This window comes from Thermobifida cellulosilytica TB100 (genome assembly GCF_001517975.1).
GTDB classification, from domain to species: domain Bacteria; phylum Actinomycetota; class Actinomycetes; order Streptosporangiales; family Streptosporangiaceae; genus Thermobifida; species Thermobifida cellulosilytica.
On the sequence record NZ_KQ950180.1, the window covers coordinates 797498 to 818648 of the forward strand.

21 protein-coding genes are annotated in these 21151 nt (G+C 71.6%); 8 read left to right on the forward strand and 13 right to left on the reverse strand.

The window, feature by feature from the left end; all coding sequences use genetic code 11:
* Window positions 1-39 precede the first annotated feature (39 nt).
* Window positions 40-1224: a globin domain-containing protein gene (locus tag AC529_RS03415; RefSeq protein WP_068753432.1), complete on the reverse strand. Its 1185-nt coding sequence runs from the start codon at window positions 1222-1224 to the stop codon at window positions 40-42.
* A 124-nt stretch (window positions 1225-1348) separates the two neighbouring features.
* Window positions 1349-1801 carry an RrF2 family transcriptional regulator gene (locus tag AC529_RS03420; RefSeq protein WP_068753433.1) on the reverse strand — a complete coding sequence of 151 codons (453 nt, stop codon included), beginning with the start codon at window positions 1799-1801 and terminating at the stop codon, window positions 1349-1351.
* A gap of 116 nt (window positions 1802-1917) precedes the next feature.
* On the opposite strand from AC529_RS03420, the gene AC529_RS19920 reads away from it, so the two are divergent.
* Complete coding sequence (locus AC529_RS19920; RefSeq protein ID WP_068753434.1) at window positions 1918-2382, forward strand: hypothetical protein; 465 nt, start codon at window positions 1918-1920, stop codon at window positions 2380-2382.
* 22 nt (window positions 2383-2404) lie between these two features.
* On the opposite strand, the gene cysN is transcribed toward AC529_RS19920, so the two are convergent.
* From cysN to glmU, 7 genes are all read right to left on the reverse strand, one after another.
* Window positions 2405-3673: a sulfate adenylyltransferase subunit CysN gene (gene cysN, locus AC529_RS03430; protein ID WP_068753435.1), complete on the reverse strand. Its 1269-nt coding sequence runs from the start codon at window positions 3671-3673 to the stop codon at window positions 2405-2407.
* A 59-nt stretch (window positions 3674-3732) separates the two neighbouring features.
* Entirely contained in the window at window positions 3733-4662 is a 930-nt protein-coding gene (cysD, locus tag AC529_RS03435; RefSeq protein WP_068753436.1) for a sulfate adenylyltransferase subunit CysD, read from the reverse strand.
* A 46-nt stretch (window positions 4663-4708) separates the two neighbouring features.
* Complete coding sequence (locus AC529_RS03440; RefSeq protein ID WP_068754471.1) at window positions 4709-5500, reverse strand: 3'(2'),5'-bisphosphate nucleotidase CysQ; 792 nt, start codon at window positions 5498-5500, stop codon at window positions 4709-4711.
* Window positions 5501-5643: 143 nt separating this feature from the next.
* Window positions 5644-6306, reverse strand: coding sequence for an aminoacyl-tRNA hydrolase (gene pth / locus AC529_RS03445; RefSeq protein ID WP_068754473.1), 663 nt, complete (start codon window positions 6304-6306; stop codon window positions 5644-5646).
* 27 nt (window positions 6307-6333) lie between these two features.
* Window positions 6334-6915 (reverse strand): 50S ribosomal protein L25/general stress protein Ctc, encoded by a 582-nt coding sequence (locus tag AC529_RS03450; RefSeq protein WP_068753437.1) that lies wholly within the window; start codon window positions 6913-6915, stop codon window positions 6334-6336.
* A gap of 268 nt (window positions 6916-7183) precedes the next feature.
* Window positions 7184-8152: a ribose-phosphate diphosphokinase gene (locus AC529_RS03455; RefSeq protein WP_068753438.1), complete on the reverse strand. Its 969-nt coding sequence runs from the start codon at window positions 8150-8152 to the stop codon at window positions 7184-7186.
* 81 nt (window positions 8153-8233) lie between these two features.
* Window positions 8234-9688 carry a bifunctional UDP-N-acetylglucosamine diphosphorylase/glucosamine-1-phosphate N-acetyltransferase GlmU gene (glmU, locus tag AC529_RS03460; RefSeq protein WP_068753439.1) on the reverse strand — a complete coding sequence of 485 codons (1455 nt, stop codon included), beginning with the start codon at window positions 9686-9688 and terminating at the stop codon, window positions 8234-8236.
* 926 nt (window positions 9689-10614) lie between these two features.
* On the opposite strand from glmU, the gene AC529_RS03465 reads away from it, so the two are divergent.
* The 4 genes from AC529_RS03465 to AC529_RS03480 all read left to right on the forward strand — a co-directional run bounded on the left by AC529_RS03465 (window position 10615) and on the right by AC529_RS03480 (window position 13942).
* On the forward strand, window positions 10615-11565 hold the full coding sequence (locus tag AC529_RS03465) for an acyl-CoA desaturase (RefSeq protein WP_068753440.1): 951 nt from the start codon (window positions 10615-10617) through the stop codon (window positions 11563-11565).
* Window positions 11566-11579: 14 nt separating this feature from the next.
* Window positions 11580-12239, forward strand: a complete 660-nt coding sequence (locus tag AC529_RS03470; protein ID WP_068754475.1) for a TetR/AcrR family transcriptional regulator — start codon at window positions 11580-11582, stop codon at window positions 12237-12239.
* Between the two features lie 48 nt (window positions 12240-12287).
* Window positions 12288-12782 (forward strand): MarR family winged helix-turn-helix transcriptional regulator, encoded by a 495-nt coding sequence (locus AC529_RS03475; protein ID WP_068753441.1) that lies wholly within the window; start codon window positions 12288-12290, stop codon window positions 12780-12782.
* Window positions 12783-12973: 191 nt separating this feature from the next.
* Window positions 12974-13942, forward strand: coding sequence for an SGNH/GDSL hydrolase family protein (locus tag AC529_RS03480; RefSeq protein WP_232306550.1), 969 nt, complete (start codon window positions 12974-12976; stop codon window positions 13940-13942).
* An 80-nt stretch (window positions 13943-14022) separates the two neighbouring features.
* Here the strand turns inward: AC529_RS03480 and AC529_RS03485 are convergent, their stop codons facing one another.
* The gene (locus AC529_RS03485; protein ID WP_068753443.1) at window positions 14023-15795 is read right to left on the reverse strand and encodes an ABC-F family ATP-binding cassette domain-containing protein; all 1773 of its coding nucleotides are present in this window, start codon (window positions 15793-15795) and stop codon (window positions 14023-14025) included.
* Window positions 15796-15927: 132 nt separating this feature from the next.
* Between AC529_RS03485 and soxR the strand changes: the two genes are divergently transcribed.
* Entirely contained in the window at window positions 15928-16389 is a 462-nt protein-coding gene (gene soxR / locus AC529_RS03490; RefSeq protein ID WP_068753444.1) for a redox-sensitive transcriptional activator SoxR, read from the forward strand.
* 18 nt (window positions 16390-16407) lie between these two features.
* Here the strand turns inward: soxR and AC529_RS03495 are convergent, their stop codons facing one another.
* The gene (locus tag AC529_RS03495; protein ID WP_068753445.1) at window positions 16408-17331 is read right to left on the reverse strand and encodes a 4-(cytidine 5'-diphospho)-2-C-methyl-D-erythritol kinase; all 924 of its coding nucleotides are present in this window, start codon (window positions 17329-17331) and stop codon (window positions 16408-16410) included.
* Between the two features lie 239 nt (window positions 17332-17570).
* Here AC529_RS03495 and AC529_RS03500 point away from each other — a divergent pair, with 239 nt between their 5' ends.
* Complete coding sequence (locus tag AC529_RS03500; RefSeq protein ID WP_068753446.1) at window positions 17571-19412, forward strand: serine/threonine-protein kinase; 1842 nt, start codon at window positions 17571-17573, stop codon at window positions 19410-19412.
* A gap of 27 nt (window positions 19413-19439) precedes the next feature.
* Here the strand turns inward: AC529_RS03500 and rsmA are convergent, their stop codons facing one another.
* A complete protein-coding gene (rsmA, locus tag AC529_RS03505) occupies window positions 19440-20303 on the reverse strand; it encodes a 16S rRNA (adenine(1518)-N(6)/adenine(1519)-N(6))-dimethyltransferase RsmA (RefSeq protein ID WP_068753447.1) in 864 nt (287 codons plus the stop codon).
* Window positions 20304-20336: 33 nt separating this feature from the next.
* On the reverse strand, window positions 20337-20663 hold the full coding sequence (locus tag AC529_RS03510) for a CU044_2847 family protein (RefSeq protein WP_068753448.1): 327 nt from the start codon (window positions 20661-20663) through the stop codon (window positions 20337-20339).
* A gap of 236 nt (window positions 20664-20899) precedes the next feature.
* Between AC529_RS03510 and AC529_RS19375 the strand changes: the two genes are divergently transcribed.
* Window positions 20900-21145, forward strand: a complete 246-nt coding sequence (locus AC529_RS19375) for a DUF397 domain-containing protein (RefSeq protein ID WP_232306551.1) — start codon at window positions 20900-20902, stop codon at window positions 21143-21145.
* The last annotated feature ends 6 nt before the right edge of the window (window positions 21146-21151 follow it).

Below are 21151 nucleotides of genomic sequence, written 5' to 3' on the forward strand. Positions count from 1 at the left end.
GGTGCGGACCGGAGGCCGCCGACGGGGGTGCGGGCTGGGTCAGTCGGCGGGCAGCCACAGGTCGGGGCCGAAGACCTCGTAGTGGACGTCCCTGGCGGCCACGCCCGCGGCCAGGAGCTGGTCCCGCACCCGGCGCATGAAGGGCACCGGCCCGCACAGGTAGGCCTCGGCGTCGGCGGGGATCTCCAGGGAGCTCAGGTCCATCTGGCCGGCCAGCCCGCCGTCGCCCTCCTCGTACCAGACGATCTGCTGCCCGTTCGGCAGCGTGGCGACCAGTTCGGAGGTCTCCCGCCACAGCGCGTGGGCGGCGCGGGAGCGGTCGGCGTGCAGCACCAGCACCCGGCGGGTCGTCCGGGTGTCGGCGAGGTGGTGCAGCATGCCGACGACGGGGGTGCACCCGATGCCGGCCGAGACGAGGACCAGCGGCCGGTCCCCGTCCTTGAGGACCACGTCGCCGAAGGGCGCGGAGACGGTGAGGCGGTCGCCCACCCGGGTGGCCTCGTACAGCAGGGTGGACACCTCCCCCTCGGGCGCGTCCTCGGTGGCGCGGACCCGCTTGACGGTGATCCGCCGGGTGTGCTCGTCCCCGCCGGAGACGGAGTACTGGCGGATCTGGTGGACGCCGTCGGCCATGCGCATGCGGACGCTGACGTACTGGCCGGGCAGCACCTCGGGCAGGGGGCCGCCGTCGCTGGGCCGCAGGACGAACGAGACCACGTCGGGGGTCTCCTGGCGGCGGTCCACGACCGTCCACTCCCGCCAGGTGCGGCCGTCGGCGGTGCCCCGCTCCGCGTAGAGCCGGGCCTCCAGCGCGATCAGCGCCCCGGCCATCAGCCAGTACACCTCGTCCCAGGCCGCGACGACCTCGGGGGTGGCGGCCTCCCCCAGCACGTCGGCGATCGCACCGAACAGGTACTTGTGGACGATGACGTACTGGTCGTCGGTGACGGCCAGGGAGGCGTGCTTGTGGGCGATGCGCGACAGCAGGGTGTCGGGGCGTTCGTCGGGGTGGCGGATCAGGGCGTGGGCGAAGCCCGCGATGGAGCCGGCGAGCGCCCGGCGCTGCTCTCCGTTGGCCTGGTTGCCCCGGTTGAACAGGCCGTCGAGGAGTTCCGGGCGCTCGGCGAACATGGTCGCGTAGAAGCGCTCGGTGATCTGGTCGAGGTGGGCTCCGACCACCGGAAGCGTGGCGCGGACGATCTCGGCGGACTGGGTTGACAGCATGCGCCCTCCAAGGGGTCGGGGAGCCGGAACGCCCCACTTAATTTGCATCTGAGATGCATATTAAAGAGCGCTCCACGGCACCCCCATCCACCCCCCGTCAATCGGCCAAGCGCCGTCCGCCGGCTCAGACGCCGCCCTGGGGGCCCTCGGGAGGCCGCAGCGCCACCAGGACCGGCCCCGTCGGACCGGCCACGAGCGACTCGACGGTCACCTCGTCCAGGGCGGCGAAGAACGCCTCCTGCGCCCGGCGCAGCTCCCCGCGCAGCCGACAGGCCGCCCGCAGCGGGCACGGCGGATCGTCCTCGCAGGCCACGACGTCGCCGCCGCCCTCCAGTGCCCGCACGATCGCGCCGACGGTCGCCGTCCGCCCCTCCGGTGTGAGCCGCAGCCCGCCGCCGCGGCCGCGCCGCGCCTCCACCAGCCCCATCTCGCTCAGCCGCGCCACGGCCTTGGCCGCGTGCGTGTAGGGGACGGCCAGCATCCCGGCAACCGAACGCGTGGTGAGCGCCTCGCCGTCGGCGACGGCCAGGCGCATCACGATCCGCAGCGACAGGTCGGTGAAGGCGGTCAGACGCATGCCCCCACGGTATGTCCCGTCAGCCCCCGGAAACCAAACGCGGCATACCCCCACAAGCAGCACGTCACTACTTCAAGTCATGGTCAAACTACTCTGAGTCATGCCATGATGGGGGCATGGCTGTCTCACCTGTCCTGCTCGTCGCCGCCGACGGGGGACACCCCGCCCGGCTGTGGCCCCTGCGGCCCCGGTGGCACGAGCACACGAGGTTCTGGATCACCCTGCACACCGCGGACCTCGCCGCCCAGGAGGCCACAGCCCCGCTCCCCCCGCGACGCCGCCCCGTCCTCCGCGGCGCCGTCGCCCCGGTCCGCACCACCCTGGCGGCGATCCGCGCGTTCGCCCGCTACCGGCCCACCGTGGTGGTCTCCACCGGCGCGCGCGGCGCCCTGCCGTTCCTCCTGCTCGCCCGCCTCCTCAGGGTGCCCACCCTCCCCGTCGAGGTGCACGACCGGGTCACCACTCCGACCCGCACCACGCTGCTGTGCCACCCCTCGACCGGACGCCGCTCCCCGCTGCTGCGGCTCCGGAGACGGCGCAGCGCCGCGACCGGGCCCGGCACGGCCCGACCGCGGCGCTGAGAGCCGGGGAGGAGGCGTCCCGTCACTCCGGGCGGAGGACCATGCCCGCGCCCACCGTGGCGTTGGTGCCCTCGTCGATCAGGATGAATCCGCCGGTCAGCCGGTTGCGCTGGTAGTCGTCGACGAACAGCGGCTGGGTGACCCGCAGCGCCACCCGGCCGATCTCGTTGAGCGACAGGCTCGTCGCGGACTCGTCCCGGTGCAGGGTGTTCACGTCCAGGCGGTACAGCAGGTCGCGGACCATCACCTTGGCGGTGCGCGTGGTGTGCTTGATCAGCAGCTTGGTCCGCGGCGTGAGGCTGCGGCCCTCCGCCATCCAGCACACCATCGCGTCCAGGTCCTGGGTGACGTTCGGCCGGTTGTTCGGGCGGCAGATCATGTCCCCGCGTGAGATGTCGATGTCGTCCTCCAGCAGCAGCGTCACCGACATCGGGGGGAACGCCTCGGGCACGTCCCCGTCCGCGGTGGCGATCCGCCGGATCCGGGTGGTCAGTCCCGACGGGAGGTGCACCACCTCGTCGCCCGGCTTGAGCACCCCGCCCGCGACCTGGCCGGCGTAGCCGCGGTAGTCGTGCAGGTCGGGGTCGTTGGCCCGGTGCGGCCGGATCACGTACTGCACCGGGAACCGCACGTCGATGAGGTTGCGGTCGGAGGCGATGTGCACGTGCTCCAGGTGGTGCAGCAGCGACGGGCCCTCGTACCAGGGCATGTTCGCCGAGCGCTCCACCACGTTGTCGCCGTGCAGCGCCGAGATCGGGATGAACGTCAGGTCCGGGATGTCGAGCTTGGCGGCGAACGCGGTGAACTCCGCCTTGATCTCCTCGAACCGCTCCTCGGAGTAGTCCACCAGGTCCATCTTGTTCACCGCGAGCACCATGTGCGGCACCTGTAGCAGCGTGGCCAGGAAGGCGTGCCGACGGCTCTGCTCCTGCAACCCCTTGCGGGCGTCCACCAGGACCACCGCCAGGTCCGCGGTGGAGGCTCCGGTGACCATGTTGCGGGTGTACTGGATGTGCCCGGGGGTGTCGGCGATGATGAAGGTCCGCCGGGGGGTCGCGAAGTACCGGTAGGCCACGTCGATCGTGATGCCCTGCTCGCGTTCGGCCCGCAGGCCGTCGGTGAGCAGCGCCAGGTTGGCCTGCTCCTCCCCCCGGGAGCGGCTGGTGCGCTCCACCGCGGCGTACTGGTCCTCGAAGATCGACTTGGAGTCGTAGAGCAGACGGCCGATCAGGGTGCTCTTGCCGTCGTCGACGGAGCCGGCCGTGGCGAACCGCAGAATGTCAGTAGTCATGGGCAGTAGGGTCCAAAGTGCGTAGGCGCGGATGGGATGGGCTGGGAGGGCGCGGCCGGCTAGAAGTAGCCCTCGCGCTTGCGGTCCTCCATGGCGGCCTCGCTGCTGCGGTCGTCGGCGCGGGTCTGGCCGCGCTCGGTGATCCGCGTCGCCGCGATCTCGGCGATCACCTCGTCGAGGGTGGTCGCCGTGGAGAGCACCGCGCCGGTGCACGTCATGTCACCCACCGTGCGGTACCGGACGGACGCCTCGAACAGCTCCTCGTCCTCGTCGCGCGCGACGAACGGGCTGTCGGGCAGCAGGATGCCGTCGCGTTCGAACACCCGGCGCCGGTGCGCGAAGTAGATGGCGGGCAGGTCCAGCTCCTCGCGGCGGATGTAGTGCCACACGTCCAGCTCGGTCCAGTTGGACAGCGGGAAGACCCGGATGTTCTCCCCCCGGTTGACCCGGGTGTTGTAGAGGTTCCACAGCTCGGGGCGCTGGTTCTTGGGGTCCCACTGGCCGAACTCGTCCCGGAAGGAGAACACCCGCTCCTTGGCGCGCGCCTTCTCCTCGTCGCGCCGCGCCCCGCCGAACGCCGCGTCGAAGCTGTTCTCCTCGATCGCCTCGAGCAGAGCCGCGGTCTGCAGCCGGTTGCGGCTGGCCCACCGTCCCGTGGGCTCCACCACTTTCCCCGCGTCGATCTGGTCCTGCACCGAGGCCACGACCAGCCGCACCCCGAGCTCGGCCACCCGCTTGTCACGGAACTCGATGACCTCGGGGAAGTTGTGCCCGGTGTCCACGTGCATCACGGGGAACGGAATCGGGGCGGGCCAGAACGCCTTCTCAGCGATCCGGAGCATGACCACGGAGTCCTTGCCGCCCGAGAAGAGCAGCACCGGGCGCTCGAACTCGGCGGCGACCTCACGCATGATGAAGATCGCCTCGGCTTCGAGGAAGTCGAGTTGGGAGAGTTGGTACCGCCCGACGGCGTCGCTGACCTGACTCATGAAAACCGCCTCGTGCTCGCTGTGTACGCCGAGCCGAGGCGGCGCCTCAGGCTCCGGCGTGCGGGCCCGCGCTGTCCAGATTCGCTACGTGACGAATGCTGGCCAACAAGGTACCCGACAACTCCGGTCGACATACTAGGATATCCGGCAGGGAAGGGTCCGGCCGGTTGTAGGTCAGGGCGCTCCCGTCGAGCCGGGAGGCGTGCAGACCGGCCGCGCGCGCCACCGCCACCGGTGCTGCGCTGTCCCACTCGTACTGGCCGCCCGCGTGGATGTAGATGTCGGCGATCCCCAGCATCACCGCGCAGATCTTCGCGCCCGCCGACCCCATCGGCACGAGTTCGGCGCCCAGTTGGTTCGCCAGCCGCCGCACGAACTCCGGCGGCCGGGTCCGGCTCGTGGTGATCCGCAGCCGCTGTCCGGCGGGGCGCTCCTCCGGCAGCCACGGCGGGTCCACCGTGGACAGGGTGCTCCCCTGCGCGGGCAGCGACACCGCTCCGGCGACCAGCTCGCCGTCCTCCCACAGCGCCACGTGCACCGCCCAGTCCGTCCGGCCGACCTCACCGAACTCGCGGGTGCCGTCCAACGGGTCGATGATCCACACCCGGCGCGCTCCCAGCCGCCGGGGATCGTCCGCCCCCTCCTCCGACAGCACCGCGTCGCTGGGCCGCAGCCGCCCCAGCGCGGAGAACAGAAACTCGTGCGAGACCCGGTCGCCCAGGGTGCGCAGCACCTCGGGCTCGTCGAACCCGTTGCGCTCCCGCAGCCGTACGAGCTGCTGCCCGGCCTGGATCGCCAGGTCACGCGCCACTTCGTGATCGTTTCTGATGGTGCTCACCAGGTTCAGTACGCTCCCGTCCCCGGACTCCGGGCCGTCCGGCCGGAGTCCGCCCTTCCGGACCGCCACCAGTGTCGCACGCCCGGCGCCCCGGGGTGGCGACTCGCACCCGAAAACCGCGCTCCTGGACCGCGCCGCCGCGCTCAGGCCGCCGTGTGGTAGACCAACTGGGCCCGGTCCAGCCCCTCCGTCACCACCATCTCGGCCGCGTCGGCCGCCCGCGCCACGTGCACGTCCAGCTCCTTGCGCTCCGCCGCGGAGAAGTCCCGCAGCACGAACGCGGCCGCGTCCATCCTCCCCGGCGGCCGGCCGATCCCGACCCGGACGCGGACGTAGTCGGGGGAGTCCAGCGACGCGGTGATCGACTTCAGCCCGTTGTGCCCGGCCGACCCGCCGCCCCGCTTCAGCTTCAGCGTGGCGAACGGGATGTCCAGCTCGTCGTGGACCACCACGACCCGCTCCACCGGGATCTTATAGAAGGCGCACAGGTTCGCCACCGGTCCGCCCGACAGGTTCATGTACGAGCGCGGCTTGGCCAGCACCACCGGCACCCCGCCCAGGCGGGTCTCCACCACCTCGGCGTGCGCCTTGTGCGCCCGCCAGCGCTCGCCCTGCTGGGCCGCCAGCGCGTCCACCACCATGAAGCCCACGTTGTGGCGGTTCCCCGCGTACTTGGGCCCCGGATTGCCCAGCCCCACGACCAGCCAACGCTCGCCGCTCACCGCACCACTCTCCACCGCTCGCGCATCAGGCCCCGCAGACGCGGACACGCGGCCTCCCCGCACCCGTGCGAGAAGACCGCGCATCACCACAGAACCGTTCCGGCACCGCCGCTACTCGGCGGCGCTCTCCTCCGCCTCGGCGGGGGTCTCCGGGGCCGCCTCGGCCACCACGGACACGACGATCGTGTCGGCGTCCGCGGCCAGCTCGACGCCCGCGGGGAGCTTCAGCTCACCGGCGGTGATGCTCGTGCCGACCTCGAGCCCGGCCACGTCCACCTCGATCCCCTCGGGGAGGTGGGTGGCCTCGGCCCGCACCTCGATCTGGGCCAGCTCCAGGTTGAGCACCCCGCCGCTGGCGACCTCGCCCTGGGGCACCAGCGGGACCTCGACCACGACCTGCTCGCCCCGCTGCACGGCCAGCAGGTCCACGTGCTCGAGGAAGCCCTTGATCGCGTCGCGCTGCACGCTCTTGGGCAGGACGAGGGTGTTGTCCGTCTCGATGCCCTCCAGCCGCAGCAGCACGTTCGGAGTCTTCAGCGCGAGCATCAGGTCGTGGCCCGGCAGGTTGAGGTGGAGGGGAGCGGTGCCGTGGCCGTAGAGGACGGCCGGCACCTTGCCCGCGCGACGGGCGCGGCGCGCGGCGCCCTTACCGAACTCGGTGCGCGGCTCGGCAGCGATACGTACCTCGGACACGACGGAACTCCTTGGTGAATCATCCCCCGCAACGGCGGGGGGACACGGCTTCTACGGAACACAGCCCCGCTCCATACCAGCGGGAAAGAACCCTGCTGACGCGGGGAACATCACGATCTCGCCGTGCCACTGCCACAGCGGCCCGCGCGAGCACGGAGATCGCCCCGCACACGCGGGGAAGCTCATAGCAGTCTAACGGCTCACCCGACGCCTCGCGCACGGCAGGCCGGTCGGCCGACGCGGAACCCGCCGACCGGCCCCGCGCACGTCACTCGAACAGGCTCGTCACCGAACCGTCGCTGAACACCTCGTTGATGGCCCGGGCCACCAGCGGGGCGATCGAAAGCTGGGTCAGCTTGTCGAACTGATGGTCCTTGGGGATGGGCAGCGAGTTGGTGATGACCACCTCGGAGATCCGCGAGTCGCGCAGCCGGTCCACCGCGGGCCCCGACAGCACCCCGTGCGTCGCGGCCGCGATCACCTTGGCCGCCCCCTGCTCGAACAGGGCGTCCGCCGCCTTGACGATGGTGCCCGCCGTGTCGATCATGTCGTCCACCAGGATGCAGGTGCGGCCCCGCACCTCGCCGACGACCTCGTGGACCCGGACCTCGTTGGCCACGTCCGGGTCGCGGCGCTTGTGCACGATCGCCAGCGGGGTGCCCAGCCGGTCCGCCCACCGGTCCGCGGTGCGCACCCGGCCCGAGTCCGGGGACACCACCGTCGCGTTGCCCAGGTCGACGCTGTCCGCCACGTAGTCGGCGAGGAGGGGAAGCGCGAACAGGTGGTCCACCGGACCGTCGAAGAAGCCCTGGATCTGGTCGGTGTGCAGGTCCACCGCCATCAGCCGGTCCGCCCCGGCGGCCTTGAACAGGTCCGTGATCAGCCGGGCCGAGATCGGCTCCCGGCCGCGGTGCTTCTTGTCCTGGCGCGCGTAGCCGAAGAACGGCGTGACCACGGTGATGCGCTTGGCCGAGGCCCGCTTCAGCGCATCCACCATGATCAACTGCTCCATGATGGACTTGTTGATCGGATCGGAGTGGGACTGGATGACGAAGGCGTCACAGCCCCGGACCGACTCCAGGTAACGGACGAAGATCTCCCCGTTGGCGAAATCCTGGAACCTGGTGGGAACCACCTCGATACCCAGCTCCGCCGCGACCTCCGCCGCGAGATCGGGATGGGTGCGTCCCGAGAAGAGCATCAGTTTTTTCTGACCCGCGGCTTTCATGCCGGTCACGTTAACATCCCCCATAGTTCCGGTTGTTCTCTCTTCGCCTGCCCGGGAGACCGTCCGGAGCCAGACGCGTCAGCGCCGGGCTCACCGGTCCTGCTCCGAGCCGGCCCGGGCCCGCTTCGCGGCCTCCGCCGACGGAGTGCCCGGACGTTTGCGCTCCACCCAGCCCTCGATGTTGCGCTGGGGTCCCGCCGACACCGCGAGCGCCCCGGGCGGCACGTCCTCGCGGACCACCGTCCCCGCCCCCGTGTAGGCGCCCTCGCCGACCCGGACCGGAGCCACGAACATGTTGTCGCTGCCGGTGCGCGCGTGGTCCCCGATCACGGTGCGGTGCTTGCGCACACCGTCGTAGTTGACGAACACCGAGGACGCGCCGATGTTGACGCCCCGGCCGATGTCGGCGTCGCCCACGTAGGTCAGGTGCGGCACCTTGGAGCCCTCGCCCACCGTCGAGTTCTTCACCTCGACGAAGGTGCCGACCTTCACCCCGCGGTCCAGTCGCGCCCCGGGGCGCAGGTAGGCGTAGGGGCCCACCGTGGCCTCCGGGCCGATCACCGCCTCGCGGGCGACCGTGTGCGAGACCACGGCGCCCTCGCCCACCTCGGTGTCGCGCAGCACCGTGGCGGGCCCCACCTGTGCGCCCTCGCCGACGACGGTGCGTCCCTGCAACTGGGTCTGCGGCTCGATCACCGCGTCGCGCCCCACCTCGACGTCGACGTCCACCCAGGTGGAGGCCGGGTCGACCACGGTGACGCCGTCGCGCATGAGCCGCTCCAGCAGCCGGGCGTTGAGCAGTCGGCGGGCCTCGGCGAGCTGGACCCGGTCGTTGACGCCCTCCACCTCGGTGCGGTCGGCGGCGGTGTACGCGCCCACCCGGTGGCCGTCGCCGCGCAGCAGCGCGACCGCGTCGGTGATGTACTCCTCGCCCTTGGCGTTGTCCGCCGAGAGCCGGTGCACCACCTGCGACAGCAGCGCGCCGTCGAAGGCGTACATGCCGGAGTTGATCTCGTCGACCGCGCGCTGCTCCTCGGTGGCGTCGGCGTGCTCGACGATCGCGGTGAAGGCGCCGTCGGCGTCGCGCACCACCCGGCCGTAGCCGGTGGGGTCGGGAACCCGGGCCGACAGGACGGTGACGGCGTTGCCCTCCGCCTCGTGCGCGGCGACCAGCTCCCGCAGCGTCGCACCGCGCAGCAGCGGGGTGTCCCCGCAGGTCAGCACGACGGTTCCGGAGAGCTCCACGCCCTGGGCGCGCAGCGCCTCAACGGCCATGCGCACGGCGTGGCCGGTGCCGTTCTGCTCCTCCTGGACGGCGGTGACGGCCTCCGGCGCGATGCTCTTGAGGTGCTCGGTCACCTGCTCGCGGGCGTGACCGACCACCACGACGGTGCGTTCCGGATCGAGTTCGGCGACGGCGGCGAGGACGTGTCCCAACAGGCTCCGGCCACAGATCTCGTGGAGGACCTTGGGCTGCCTGGACTTCATACGGGTGCCCTCGCCCGCCGCGAGGACGATGACAGCATCTGGACGGCTCGCGCTCACTGGCGGCGACTCCTCATGTCGCTGGCGGATGAACCAGAAAACGAGTGTGGTGCGTAAGAGATACGCGGCGGTCGGCGGCCCCGTCTCGACACGCGGTGTCGGCGAAACGGCGAAGCAGGACCCCGCTCAGGGCATGCGGAACTCACGTCCCGGACCGACACAGGCAGCATACATCCGGACAGGAAGGCGTTCCGGGGCGGCTCGGCGGGTGCGTCGCGGGAGCGTGGCGGGCGGCGGGAGGGACACCAGGAGCAGAACGGGATTCGGGAGACCGGCCCCGGGCCGCACGCCCGGTTTATGAGGTTTCCCACTGAAGCCGTTCCCGCCGGTCGGCGGAGAGAGCTCCCGGACCAGGACTCGAACCTGGACGATGGGGACCAAAACCCCACATGCTGCCAATTACATCATCCGGGACCGAAGCAGACCTCTGCCTGTCGGTGGGGAGGCACCGGACCGCTTGTCCGCCCGGGGACCACGATAACCCTTTCCCGGCCTCCACGGCATCTCGATAAGGCTTCCGGCCCCGGTTTCCGCCCCGTCCGCCCGGCGGGCCGGGACCGCGGGGCGGGCCCTGTGCTCCCGGCCGTTCCGCGCCGCCCGCGGGCCCGACCCGGCCGGGGTAAGCGACCTCTGCCGTTCCGGCAACCTTTCTCCTCTGTATTTCCCCTGGTGATCGGGGTAGCAGACGGACCACACAAAATCACTGCGCTCCCGCTCTTGCCAAACCTACGATGCCGTAGGTTACGGTTACGTAGGTATAGGTTGTCCAACCGCCGATGGCCGGACGGGTGGCGCAGGTGTCTGCTCATTCGGCCTCACGACCAGGAACCGCCTGGTGGGGTGGGGTGCGGCCGGTCCGCGACGCAGCGGAGCGGCCGTCCAGGGCTCCCTTCCGATCCGTACGGCCGTCCAGAACGGGGTGGACAATGTCCGCAACATCCGAGAAAGTCCAGACACGACGCGCTCCCGAGCCGGAGATCCTGGAGGAGAAGCGCTCCAGGACCGAGCGCTACACCGTCTTCACCTTCGTCTTCGTCCCGCTGCTGGCGGTCGCCGCCGCGGTGCCCTTCGCCTGGGGGTGGGGGCTGACCTGGCTCGACATCGCCATCGGCGCGGTCTTCTACCTGATCGGCGGCCTGGGGATCACGGTGGGCTACCACCGCCTGTTCACCCACGGCTCCTTCCGGGCCAACCGGCCGCTGAAGATCGCCCTGGCGGTCGCCGGCTCCCTGGCGATCGAGGGCGGGGTCATCAAGTGGGTGGCCGACCACCGGCGCCACCACAAGTACTCCGACCACGAGGGTGACCCGCACTCGCCGTGGCGCTTCGGCGACGACTGGCGCTCGGTGGCCAAGGGCATGTTCTACGCGCACATGGGCTGGCTGTTCCTCGACGAGCAGAAGACCTCCCCCAAGCGGTTCGCGCCCGACCTGCTCAAGGACAAGGACCTGGTCCGCATCGACCGGTACTTCTGGGTGTTCGTGCTCGCCTCGCTGCTCGTCCCGCCGGTGATCGGCGGCCTGGTGACCATGTCCTGGTGGGGCGCGTTCACCGCCTTCTTCTGGGCGAGCCTGGTGCGCATCGCGGTGCTGCACCACGTCACCTGGTCGGTCAACTCCATCTGCCACACCATCGGCGAGGAGAACTTCGCGGTGCGCGACCGCTCCCGCAACGTGTGGTGGCTGGCGATCCCGTCCTTCGGGGAGTCCTGGCACAACCTGCACCACGCCGACCCGACCTGTGCGCGGCACGGGGTGCTCAAGGGCCAGATCGACATCTCGGCCCGGATCATCTGGGTCTTCGAGAAGCTGGGCTGGGCCACCAAGGTGCGCTGGCCCGACCCGGAGCGGCTGGCCGCCAAGCGTGTTGCGGCCTAGCCTGATCCGCCATGATGGAAGCCGTGAGCGAACAGAAGCCCAGAGCCCGAAAAAAGCAGCGTATGACCGGCAAGGAGCGCCGGGAACAGCTTCTCGCGATCGGCAGGGAACTGTTCGCAGAACGCGGCTTCGACGCCACGTCGGTGGAGGAGATCGCGGCGCGCGCCGGGGTCTCCAAACCGGTGGTGTACGAGCACTTCGGGGGCAAGGAGGGCGTCTACGCGGTCGTGGTCGACCGGGAGATGCAGTGCCTGCTCGACCTGGTCAGCGACGCGCTGGTCGAGGGCGGGCCGCGGCAGAAGCTGGAGGGCGCGGCCCTGGCCCTGTTGCAGTACGTGGAGGAGCACAGCGAGGGGTTCCGCATCCTGGCGCGCGACTCGCACGCGGCGTCGGGGACGGGCAGCTTCGCCAGCCTGATCAGCGACATCGCCACCCAGGTGGAGCACGTGCTGGCGGAGGAGTTCCGCGCCCGCGACTACGACCCGAAACTGGCCCCGCTGTACGCGCAGGCGCTGGTGGGCATGGTCGCCCTGACCGGCCAGTGGTGGCTGGAGGTGCGCCGCCCCAAGCGCGAGGTGGTGGCGGCGCACCTGGTGAACCTGGCCTGGAACGGCCTGTCCCGGCTGGACGTCAAGCCGCGGGTGGACACCGCGCGGTCGCGCCGCCGGGAGTGAGAACGGCCACCCGCCGATTATCTTGATGTCAAGAGATATGCTTGGGACATGCGTGACGAGGTCGACGGTCTGGTCGAGGCATGGCGCGCGGAGCGCCCCGACCTCGACGTGGAGCCGCTACAGGTGCTGAGCCGGGTCTCCCGACTGGCTCGGCACCTCGACCGCGCGCGCCGCTCGGTGTTCGCCGCGCACGACCTGGAGCCGTGGGAGTTCGACGTGCTCGCCGAACTGCGCCGTTCGGGAGCGCCCTACGAGCTGAGCCCGGGGCGGCTGCTCCGTGCCACCCTGGTGACCTCGGGGACCATGACCAACCGCATCGACCGGCTCGCCGAGGACGGGCTGGTACGCCGCCTGCCCGATCCGGCGGACCGGCGCGGGGTGCTGGTCCGGCTCACCGACGAGGGGCGGGAGCGGGTGGACGCGGCCCTGGCCGACCTGCTGCGCTACGAGGAGTCCCTGCTGGGGACGCTGGACCGCGCCGAGCGCGACCGGTTGGCCGCGCTGCTGCGGACCGTCCTGGCGCCGCTGGACGAGCCGGACTGATCCCCCGATCCAGAACTTTCTCCCCCTTTGTCCACTTCTCCACCACACGTCTCGATAACGGACACAAGTCGTGACCCTATGACGACTAGCTTTTTGCGGTCTGTTACCGGCATGCTACGCAGGGGGCTCGCTTAACCGATTTACCTGCGAGAGAAGAAGAGACGTGAGAGACGATGCGCCGGTTTTCCTGGATGTGTGCCACCGCCGCCGTCGTGGCGCTGCTGGCCTCGGCATGCAGCAGCGAAGAAGCGGAGAAGCAGTACTACCTGTCGCTGGGTGACGACCTGGCGGTCGGGGTGCAGCCCGACGAGTCGGGCACGCCCGCCGAGACCGACAACGGCTACACCGACCTGGTGGCCTCGACCCTGGCGGACGAGCCCCCGGGAGTGGAGCACGTGAAGCTGGGCTGCGCCGGCGAGGACACCGCCACCTTCGTGGAGGGCGGGGCCGAGGGCTGCGACTACGAGGAGGGCTCGCAGTTGGCCGCGGCCGAGGCCTTCCTGAAGGAGAACCGGGGCCGGGTGCGCCTGGTGACGGTGAACATCGGCGGCAACAACCTGTTCGCGTGCGCCCTGGACGAGGACGGCAAGCTGACGACCGCCATCGACCGGGAGTGCGTGGCCAAGAACCTGGAGCAGGTGGCGAAGGACGCGCCGGTGATCGCCCAGCGCCTGCGCGAGGCCGCGGGCGAGGACGTCGAGATCATCGGGGTGACCTCCTACAACCCCCTGCTGGCGATGTACCTGGCGGAGGAGGTGACGGCCGTCGTCGCCACGGAGGACGACGACGAGCGGACCTACCAGGACACCGCCAACTACACCAACGGCATGCTGGCCGCGATCAACGGCACGCTCACCGACGCCTACAACGCCGAGGGCTTCACCGTGGCGAACGTGGCCACGCGGTTCGAGGTGGAGAACTTCACCCCCGTCGGGGACCTCGCCGAGGGGGCCGAGGACGCCGAGGGCGAGGAGGCCGCCGAGGGCGACGAGCAGGCGGAGGACGCCGAGGAGGACGAGAAGGGCGGCCTGCCGCTCAACGTGCAGAACGTGTGCCAGTACACGTGGATGTGCGACACCGAGCGAGGACCGCACATCCACCTCAACGAGGCCGGGGCGAAGGAGGTCGCCGCGGTCGTCGAGGAGGTCCTGCGGAACTGAGCCGCGGTGGCGGGCCCTCCCCCGGGAGGGCGTCCCCCGCGCCGCCCGTGCAGGGATGACACGGGCGGCGCGGGGGACGGTCACTCCCCCAGCTTCTCGGCCTCGGCCAGCCAGGCGTCCTCCAGGTCCGCCTTCTCGGCGGTGAGGGCCTTGAGCTCGGCGTCGAGCTCGGCCAGCCGGGTGTAGTCGTCGGCGGCCTCGGCCATGAGCGCGTGGAGCTCGCTCTCGCGCGCGCTGATCCGGTCGATGCGGCGCTCGATGCGCTGCATCTCCTTCTGCGCGGCCCGCCGCTCGGCCGCGGACAGCCCGGGGGCCTCCTTCCGGCTCCCGGCCGCGTCGGCGGCGCCCCGGGGGACCTCGCCGCCGTCGGCGGCCTCGGCGCGCCGCCGCAGGTACTCGTCCACGCCGCCGGGCAGGTGGCGCAGGGTGCGGTCGCCGAGCAGGGCGAAGACCCGGTCGCAGATCCGCTCCAGGAAGTAGCGGTCGTGGCTGACCACCACCAGCGACCCGGGCCAGCCGTCGAGCAGGTCCTCCAGCTCGTTCAGCGTCTCGATGTCCAGGTCGTTGGTGGGCTCGTCCAGGAGCAGGACGTTCGGCTCCGCCATGAGCAGCCGGAGCAGTTGCAGCCGCCGCCGCTCGCCGCCGGAGAGGTCGCCGACCGGGGTCCACTGGCGCTCCCCCCGGAAGCCGAAGCGCTCCAGCATCTGGCTGGCGGAGTACTCCCGCTTGCCGACGGTGACGTGCTGGCGGATCTCACTGACCGCCTGCAACGGCCGCGCCTCGGGGTCCAGCTCCGCGAGGTTCTGCGAGAGGTGAGCGAGGTTGACGGTCTTGCCGTGGCGCACGCTCCCGGCGTCGGGCTCGCGCTCCCCGGCGAGCAGCCGCAGCAGCGTCGTCTTGCCGGAGCCGTTGACCCCCACCAGGCCGACCCGGTCGCCGGGGCCGAGCTGCCAGGTCAGGTGCTCCAGCAGGGTGGTGTCCCCGGCGCGGAGCGTGACGTCCTTGACGTCGATGACCGTCTTGCCCAGCCGGGAGCTGGCGAAGCGGACCAGTTCGACGGTGTCGCGGGGCGGCGGCTCGTCGGCGATGAGCGCGTTGGCGGCCTCGATGCGGAACCGGGGCTTGGAGGTGCGGGCGGGCGGTCCGCGGCGCAGCCAGGCCAGTTCCTTGCGCAGCAGGTTCTGGCGGCGCTCCTCGGCCGCCTGGGCCAGGCGCTGCCGTTCGGCCTTGACGAGCACGTAGGCGGCGTAGCCGCCCTCGTAGCGCTCCACCCGGCCGTCCACGACCTCCCAGGTGCGGTGGGTGACCGCGTCGAGGAACCAGCGGTCGTGGGTGACGACGGCGACGGCCTCGCGGCGCCGGTTGAGGTGGTCGGCGAGCCAGGCGATGCCCTCGATGTCGAGGTGGTTGGTGGGCTCGTCCAGGATGATCAGGTCGTGGGTGTCGATGAGCATCCTGGCGAGTCCGGCGCGGCGGCGCTCCCCGCCGGACAGGTGGGCCATCCGGGCGCCGAGGTCCCAGCCGGACAGCAGGCCGCGCAGCACGTCGCGGACCCGGGCGTCGCCCGCCCACTCGTGCTCGGCCCGCCCGCCCAGGACGAAGTCGCCGACGGTGGTGTCGGGGAAGCTGTCCTGCTGGTGGAGGAAGCCCACGCGCAGCCCGCGGTTGTGCACGACCCGGCCGGAGTCGGGCTTCAGCCGCCCGGCGAGCACGGACACCAGGGTGGACTTGCCACCGCCGTTGCGGCCCACGATGCCGATCCGGTCCCCCTCGTCGATCCCCAGGGAGACGGAGTCCAGGAGGACCAGGGGGCCGTAGGCGAGTGAGACGTCTTGGAGGTTGACGAGGTTCATCCCCTCCATTGTCGGGGGTGCGGCGGAGTGCCGGGTACGGCCGGGAGCGGACAGTACGTGTCGACCGCGTAACGCCCCGGGAACCTCGGGTTAGGTTGAGGTTGGAGAGGCTACCGAGAGGAGGACTGGGGCATGGCGCACCTTCCGGCCCGGCTCACCATCGGCCAGTTGGCCGAACGCAGTGGCATGTCGCACAGCGCACTGCGGTTCTACGAGGCGAAGGGACTGATCCGTGCCGAGCGGACCGCGGGCAACCAGCGCCGCTACCACCGCAGCACGCTGCGCCGCCTGGCGTTCGTCTCGGCCGCCCAGCGGGTGGGGCTGACGCTCGCCCAGATCCAGGAGGCGCTGGCCACCCTACCCGACGAGCGGACGCCCACGGTCGAGGACTGGGCCCGGCTGTCCCGCAGGTGGCGGGACGAACTGGACACCCGGATCGACGCGTTGCAGCGGCTGCGGGACCGGCTGACGTCGTGCATCGGCTGCGGGTGCCTGTCGCTGCGCTCGTGCGGGCTGCGCAACGGCAACGACGAGCTGGCCGCGCTGGGGCCGGGCTCCCCGCTGCTCCGCCCGGCCCGGGAGGGCGGGGTGTGAGGCCCGCCCGCGGGCGCCTCAGCGCACGACGGCGCCGGGGACGGGGCCGTGGGCGGTGACGGCGTCGGCGCACTCCTTGCAGTCGCGCAGGGCCTCGGCGAGGGCGCGGGCGTGCTCCGCGGACTCGGCGAGGAAGGCGCAGGTGGGCCCGGAGCCGGACACGACGGCGCCCAGCGCTCCGGCGGCGCGGCCGACGTCGAGGACCTCCCCCAGGGCTGGCCGCAGCGACAGGGCGGCCGGCTGTAGGTCGTTGGCGAGCGCCGCGCCGAGGCGGCGGGGGTCCCCGGCGGCGAGCGCGGCGGCGAGCTCGGGGTCCAGGCGGGGTTCGGGGGCGTCCGGGCGCAGCCGGTCGTACTCGGCGAACACCGCGGCGGTGGACAGGCCCCCCTCGGCCAGGGCGAAGACCCAGTGGAACGTGCCCCGCACCGGCAGCGGGGCCAGTCGCTCGCCGCGCCCGGTGCCGACGGCGGTGTGGCCGAGCAGCGGGAAGGGCACGTCGCTGCCGAGGTCCGCGGCGAGTTCGAGGAGCCGCTCGCGGGGCGTGCCGCCGCCCCACAGAGTGTCGCACGCCACAAGAGCGGCGGCGGCGTCGGCGCTGCCCCCGGCCATCCCGCCCGCGACGGGGATGGCCTTGGCCAGGTGGATGTGGACTCCGGTGGCCCCGGGGACGTGCCGGGCCAGCAGGGCCGCCGCGCGGGCGGCGAGGTTGGAGCCGTCGAGGGGGACCCGGGCGACGTGGTCGGCCCGCTCGCCGTCGGCGCTCAGCACGGCCTGCCCCGGCGGCAGGTCGCCGCGGACGGAGACGGTGACCTCGTCGAAGAGGGAGACCGCGTGGAAGACGTTGACCAGGCCGTGGTACCCGTCACCGCGGGCGGGCCCCACCGCGAGCTGGAGGTTCACCTTCGCGGGGACGCGCACGGTGACGGAGGCTGTGGCGTTCACGGGTTCTAGATCGTACGGGAAAGACCGCCTCTGTGAATTCGCTCGGCCGATATGGGATTCTTGGACAGGTCGGCCGCCACGCTCGGGGCGGTCGGCTCACTGACAGCAGCGATCACGTTTCACCGGCGTCGCTTGCGTTGCCACATCGGGCCTTCGGGTCCACGTGGGTGGGTATCGGGGCGGAATCCCCGCTACCGTTGAGGCCGAGACGGAGTTTGGACACCGTCGGGGAGGATCGCTTGCCGTCGGATGGGCTCCCGAAGAACCTGGAACCGCTGGCCGCCGGAGACCCGGCGACCATCGGTCCTTACGTGCTGGTCGGACGTCTGGGCAGCGGAGGCATGGGGACGGTCTACCTGGGCCGCACCCCGGAGAAGGGAACCCATGTAGCGATCAAGGTTATCCGTCCCGAACTGGCTTTCGACGAGGCCACCCGGGCACGGTTCCGCGACGAGATGGAGAACGCCCGGCGGGTCGCCTCCTTCTGCACGGCCAAGGTGCTCGACCACGGCACGTTCGAGAACCGGCCGTACATGGTCACCGAGTACATCGCCGGGACCGCGCTGGCCGAACACATCGCCGAGAACGGCCCGCTCGACTCCGGCACGCTGCACGGCTTCGCGCTGGGCGTGGCCGCGGCGCTGGCCGCCATCCACAAGGCGGGCCTGGTCCACCGCGACCTCAAACCGGCGAACGTGCTGCTGTCGCTGTCGGGGCCGCGGGTGATCGACTTCGGCATCGCGCGGGCGCTGAACACCTCCACCAGCCACACCCAGACCGGGATCGTGATGGGCAGCCCGGGGTGGATGGCCCCGGAGCAGTTGCTGGAGGAGAAGGTCACCACCAAGGCCGACATCTTCGCCTGGGGCTGCCTGGTGGCCTTCGCGGGCAACGGCAGGCATCCGTTCGGCAACGGCGACGCCATGACCCTGGGCAAGCGGATGCTGTTCGCCGAGCCCGACATCGGCAACCTGGACCCGCCGCTGGACCGGCTGGTGGCCCGGGCGCTGGCGAAGAACCCCGACCAGCGTCCCACCGCGCAGGAGCTGCTGCTGGAGCTGGCCGGAGGGGGAGCCAGCAACGACGCCAACGACATGGTGAGCCACGCGCTGCACCAGTCGTGGCGGCCGAACCTGCCCCCGCCGCCGCCGGGATACCCGCCGCCCTCCCACCAGACGCACAGCGGCATGCCCCACCCGCAGGCCCCGCCCCAGGGGCAGACCGCAGTGGCTCCGCAGCCCTATGCCCAGCCGCAGCAGGGCGGCCCCGGGCGGGTGCCGCCGAACCCGGCAGCGGGTCCGCAGGGACCGCCGCCCAACCAGCCGCCGCAGCAGCCGGGACCGCCGCCGCCCCACCACACCGGGCAGTTCCCGGTCGTTCCGCCCAACACCGGCGCTCCTTCTCCCGGAGCGTCGCAGACCGGCCAGATACCGGTCCCCCAGGCACGCCCGTACGTGCCGCCGAACCCGCTCCCCCCGCACCGGCCGATGCGCCCCGGCTCCCGCTCCCGCTGGGTCGTGGTCGGCGTGGTGGCCGGGGTGGTCGTGCTGCTGCTGGTCCTCGGACTGGTCGCGGCTGCGGTGACGCACCGGCTTCCGTTCGGCGGGGGCGGCTCCGACCAGGAACCGCAGTCCACCGCCTCCGCCCAGCCCGGCGGGACGGAGGAGCCGGACAAGTCCGACACCCTTCCGGAGCCGGCTCCCGGAGAGGCGCTCCACTTCGACCTCGACAAGTGGTACTGCGAGTCGAAGGTCCTGAACCGGAGCGTGCTCACCGGCGCCAGGTACTGCGTCGCCGAGATCAAGGCGCACAACTCCTCGGAGCGCCCGGTGAGGTTCTCCTACGAGTTGCAGACCCTGCTCAGCAGCGACAGCCCTCCCGTGACGGCCGAGGTGCCGGTGTACCCGGAGACGAACACGGACCTCTGGTCGGGACCGATCGAACCGGGCAGCACCGCGGAGGGCCCCCTGGTGTTCATCATCGGACCCGCCCAGACTCCCGAGTCCCTGGTCCTGAAGAGCGAGAAGGACAGTCCGGGCCAGAAGATCGACGTACCCCAGTCCGCGGGGCAGCCCGCCTGACCGGCGCCGCGCGGGACGCGCCCCGGCTCAGGGGCGGTGCTCGGCGATCCGGGCGAAGTCGGCGACGTCGAGGGCCTCCCCGCGGGCCCTGGGGTCCACCCCGGCGGCCCGCAGGGCGGCCTCCGCGGCGCTCGCCGAGCCCGCCCAGGCGCTCAGGGCGGCGCGCAGGGTCTTGCGGCGCTGCGCGAAGGCCGCGTCGACGACCGCGAACACCTCCTCCCGGTCGGCCTTGGTCTCGGGGGCGGGGCGGCGGCGCAGCGCGACGAGCCCGGAGTCGACGTTGGGGACCGGCCAGAACACGGTACGGCCGATCGCCCCGGCCCGGCGCACCTCGGCGTACCAGGCGGCCTTGACCGACGGGGCCCCGTAGGAGCGTCCGCCGGGACGGGCGGCCAGCCGGTCGGCGACCTCGGCCTGCACCATGACCAGGCCGCGTTCCAGGGTGGGCAGCAGGTGCAGCAGGTGCAGGACCACGGGCACGGCCACGTTGTAGGGGAGGTTGGCGACCAGCGCGGTGGGCTGCGGGTCGGGGAGTTCCGTGATCCGCAGGGCGTCGGCGGTGACCACCCGCAGGCGGTCGGCGTGGCCGGGGGCGTGCTCGGCGACCGTGCCGGGCAGCGCCTCGGCGAGCCGCGGATCGATCTCCACCGCGGTGACGTGGCGCACGTGCGGCAGCAGCGCCAGGGTGAGCGAGCCGAGTCCGGGGCCGACCTCGACGACCACGTCGTCGGGGCCGACCTGCGCGGTACGGACGATCCGGCGCACCGTCCCGGGGTCGATGACGAAGTTCTGGCCGAGGGTCTTGGTGGGGCGCACCCCCAGCCGTTCGGCGAGCCGCCGCACGTCGGCGGGGGTGAGCAGGCGGACGTCGGCGCTGTCGGATTCGGTCACCCGCCCATTGTGGCAGGCGGGCCGGAGGGGAGCTCACTCCTGCGGGCCGGAGGCCTTCCAGGTGAGCGTCACCTTGAGCGCGGCGTTCGCGGTGGACTGGGCGATGAACACGTCGGCGGTGGTGGTGAACCCGACGCCGAGTTCCACGGCCACCTGGTCGGGCCGCCCGGGAAGGTCGCGGATTCTTTCGGCGACGGTCGCGGCGATCTGCCGGACCTGGCCGAGAACCTGGTCGAGGTGTTTCTGCACCCGCTTGTCCCCGCTTTTGGCCACATTGACGGGGCCGCTGCGCGCCCCGGCGGGCTCGATGAGGATTTCCGTCCCGTTGTCGTCAACGGTGAGACTGACGAGTTCTCCCACCTGCACTCCTCTACCGGGCTCGGGGGAAACAGCAGAACCCCGGGGGTTTTCCGGGATTCTTCAGCTTCCGGGAAGACATGAAGGTTCCTGCCATTGGGGATATACCCCTTTGATTGCCGAATGACAGGATTTTTGCGAGGCAGGGGAGGACCGTGCACCGCACTGGCGCTGCTGCGGATCCGGAATGGCCCCAGGGGACACCGGCAGCGGAAAGTCACACGAGTCCCGGTCGCACCGTGATCACCGAACACACGGACGCCGGATTCCCGCCTGCCCGCGCCGCTGCCCTCCACGGTGCGACCTCCTGGCGGAAATCGAGCTATTCCGATACGGGCAAGGGAACTACGTGCGTCGAGGTGCGGTTTGCCTATTCCCGAAGCATGGAGATCCGCGATTCCGTCCACCCCGGCGGGCCGGTGCTCGCCGTCTCCGCCAGGGCGTGGATCCTCTTCATCCGCCAGGTGAAGCAGAACAGCCTCTGAGCCCGC

Coding starts and splice junctions, on each gene's coding strand:
- pth (WP_068754473.1), bottom strand. CDS start 6,306: ATGCGCGGTCTTCTCGCACGGGTGCGGGGAGGCCGCGTGTCCGCGTCT.
- cysD (WP_068753436.1), bottom strand. CDS start 4,662: ATGAGTCAGGTCAGCGACGCCGTCGGGCGGTACCAACTCTCCCAACTC.
- cysN (WP_068753435.1), bottom strand. CDS start 3,673: ATGACTACTGACATTCTGCGGTTCGCCACGGCCGGCTCCGTCGACGAC.
- AC529_RS03480 (WP_232306550.1), top strand. CDS start 12,974: ATGTGTGCCACCGCCGCCGTCGTGGCGCTGCTGGCCTCGGCATGCAGC.
- AC529_RS03415 (WP_068753432.1), bottom strand. CDS start 1,224: ATGCTGTCAACCCAGTCCGCCGAGATCGTCCGCGCCACGCTTCCGGTG.
- soxR (WP_068753444.1), top strand. CDS start 15,928: ATGGCGCACCTTCCGGCCCGGCTCACCATCGGCCAGTTGGCCGAACGC.
- AC529_RS03420 (WP_068753433.1), bottom strand. CDS start 1,801: ATGCGTCTGACCGCCTTCACCGACCTGTCGCTGCGGATCGTGATGCGC.
- AC529_RS19920 (WP_068753434.1), top strand. CDS start 1,918: ATGGCTGTCTCACCTGTCCTGCTCGTCGCCGCCGACGGGGGACACCCC.
- AC529_RS03465 (WP_068753440.1), top strand. CDS start 10,615: ATGTCCGCAACATCCGAGAAAGTCCAGACACGACGCGCTCCCGAGCCG.
- AC529_RS03485 (WP_068753443.1), bottom strand. CDS start 15,795: ATGAACCTCGTCAACCTCCAAGACGTCTCACTCGCCTACGGCCCCCTG.
- AC529_RS03470 (WP_068754475.1), top strand. CDS start 11,580: ATGGAAGCCGTGAGCGAACAGAAGCCCAGAGCCCGAAAAAAGCAGCGT.
- AC529_RS03475 (WP_068753441.1), top strand. CDS start 12,288: ATGCGTGACGAGGTCGACGGTCTGGTCGAGGCATGGCGCGCGGAGCGC.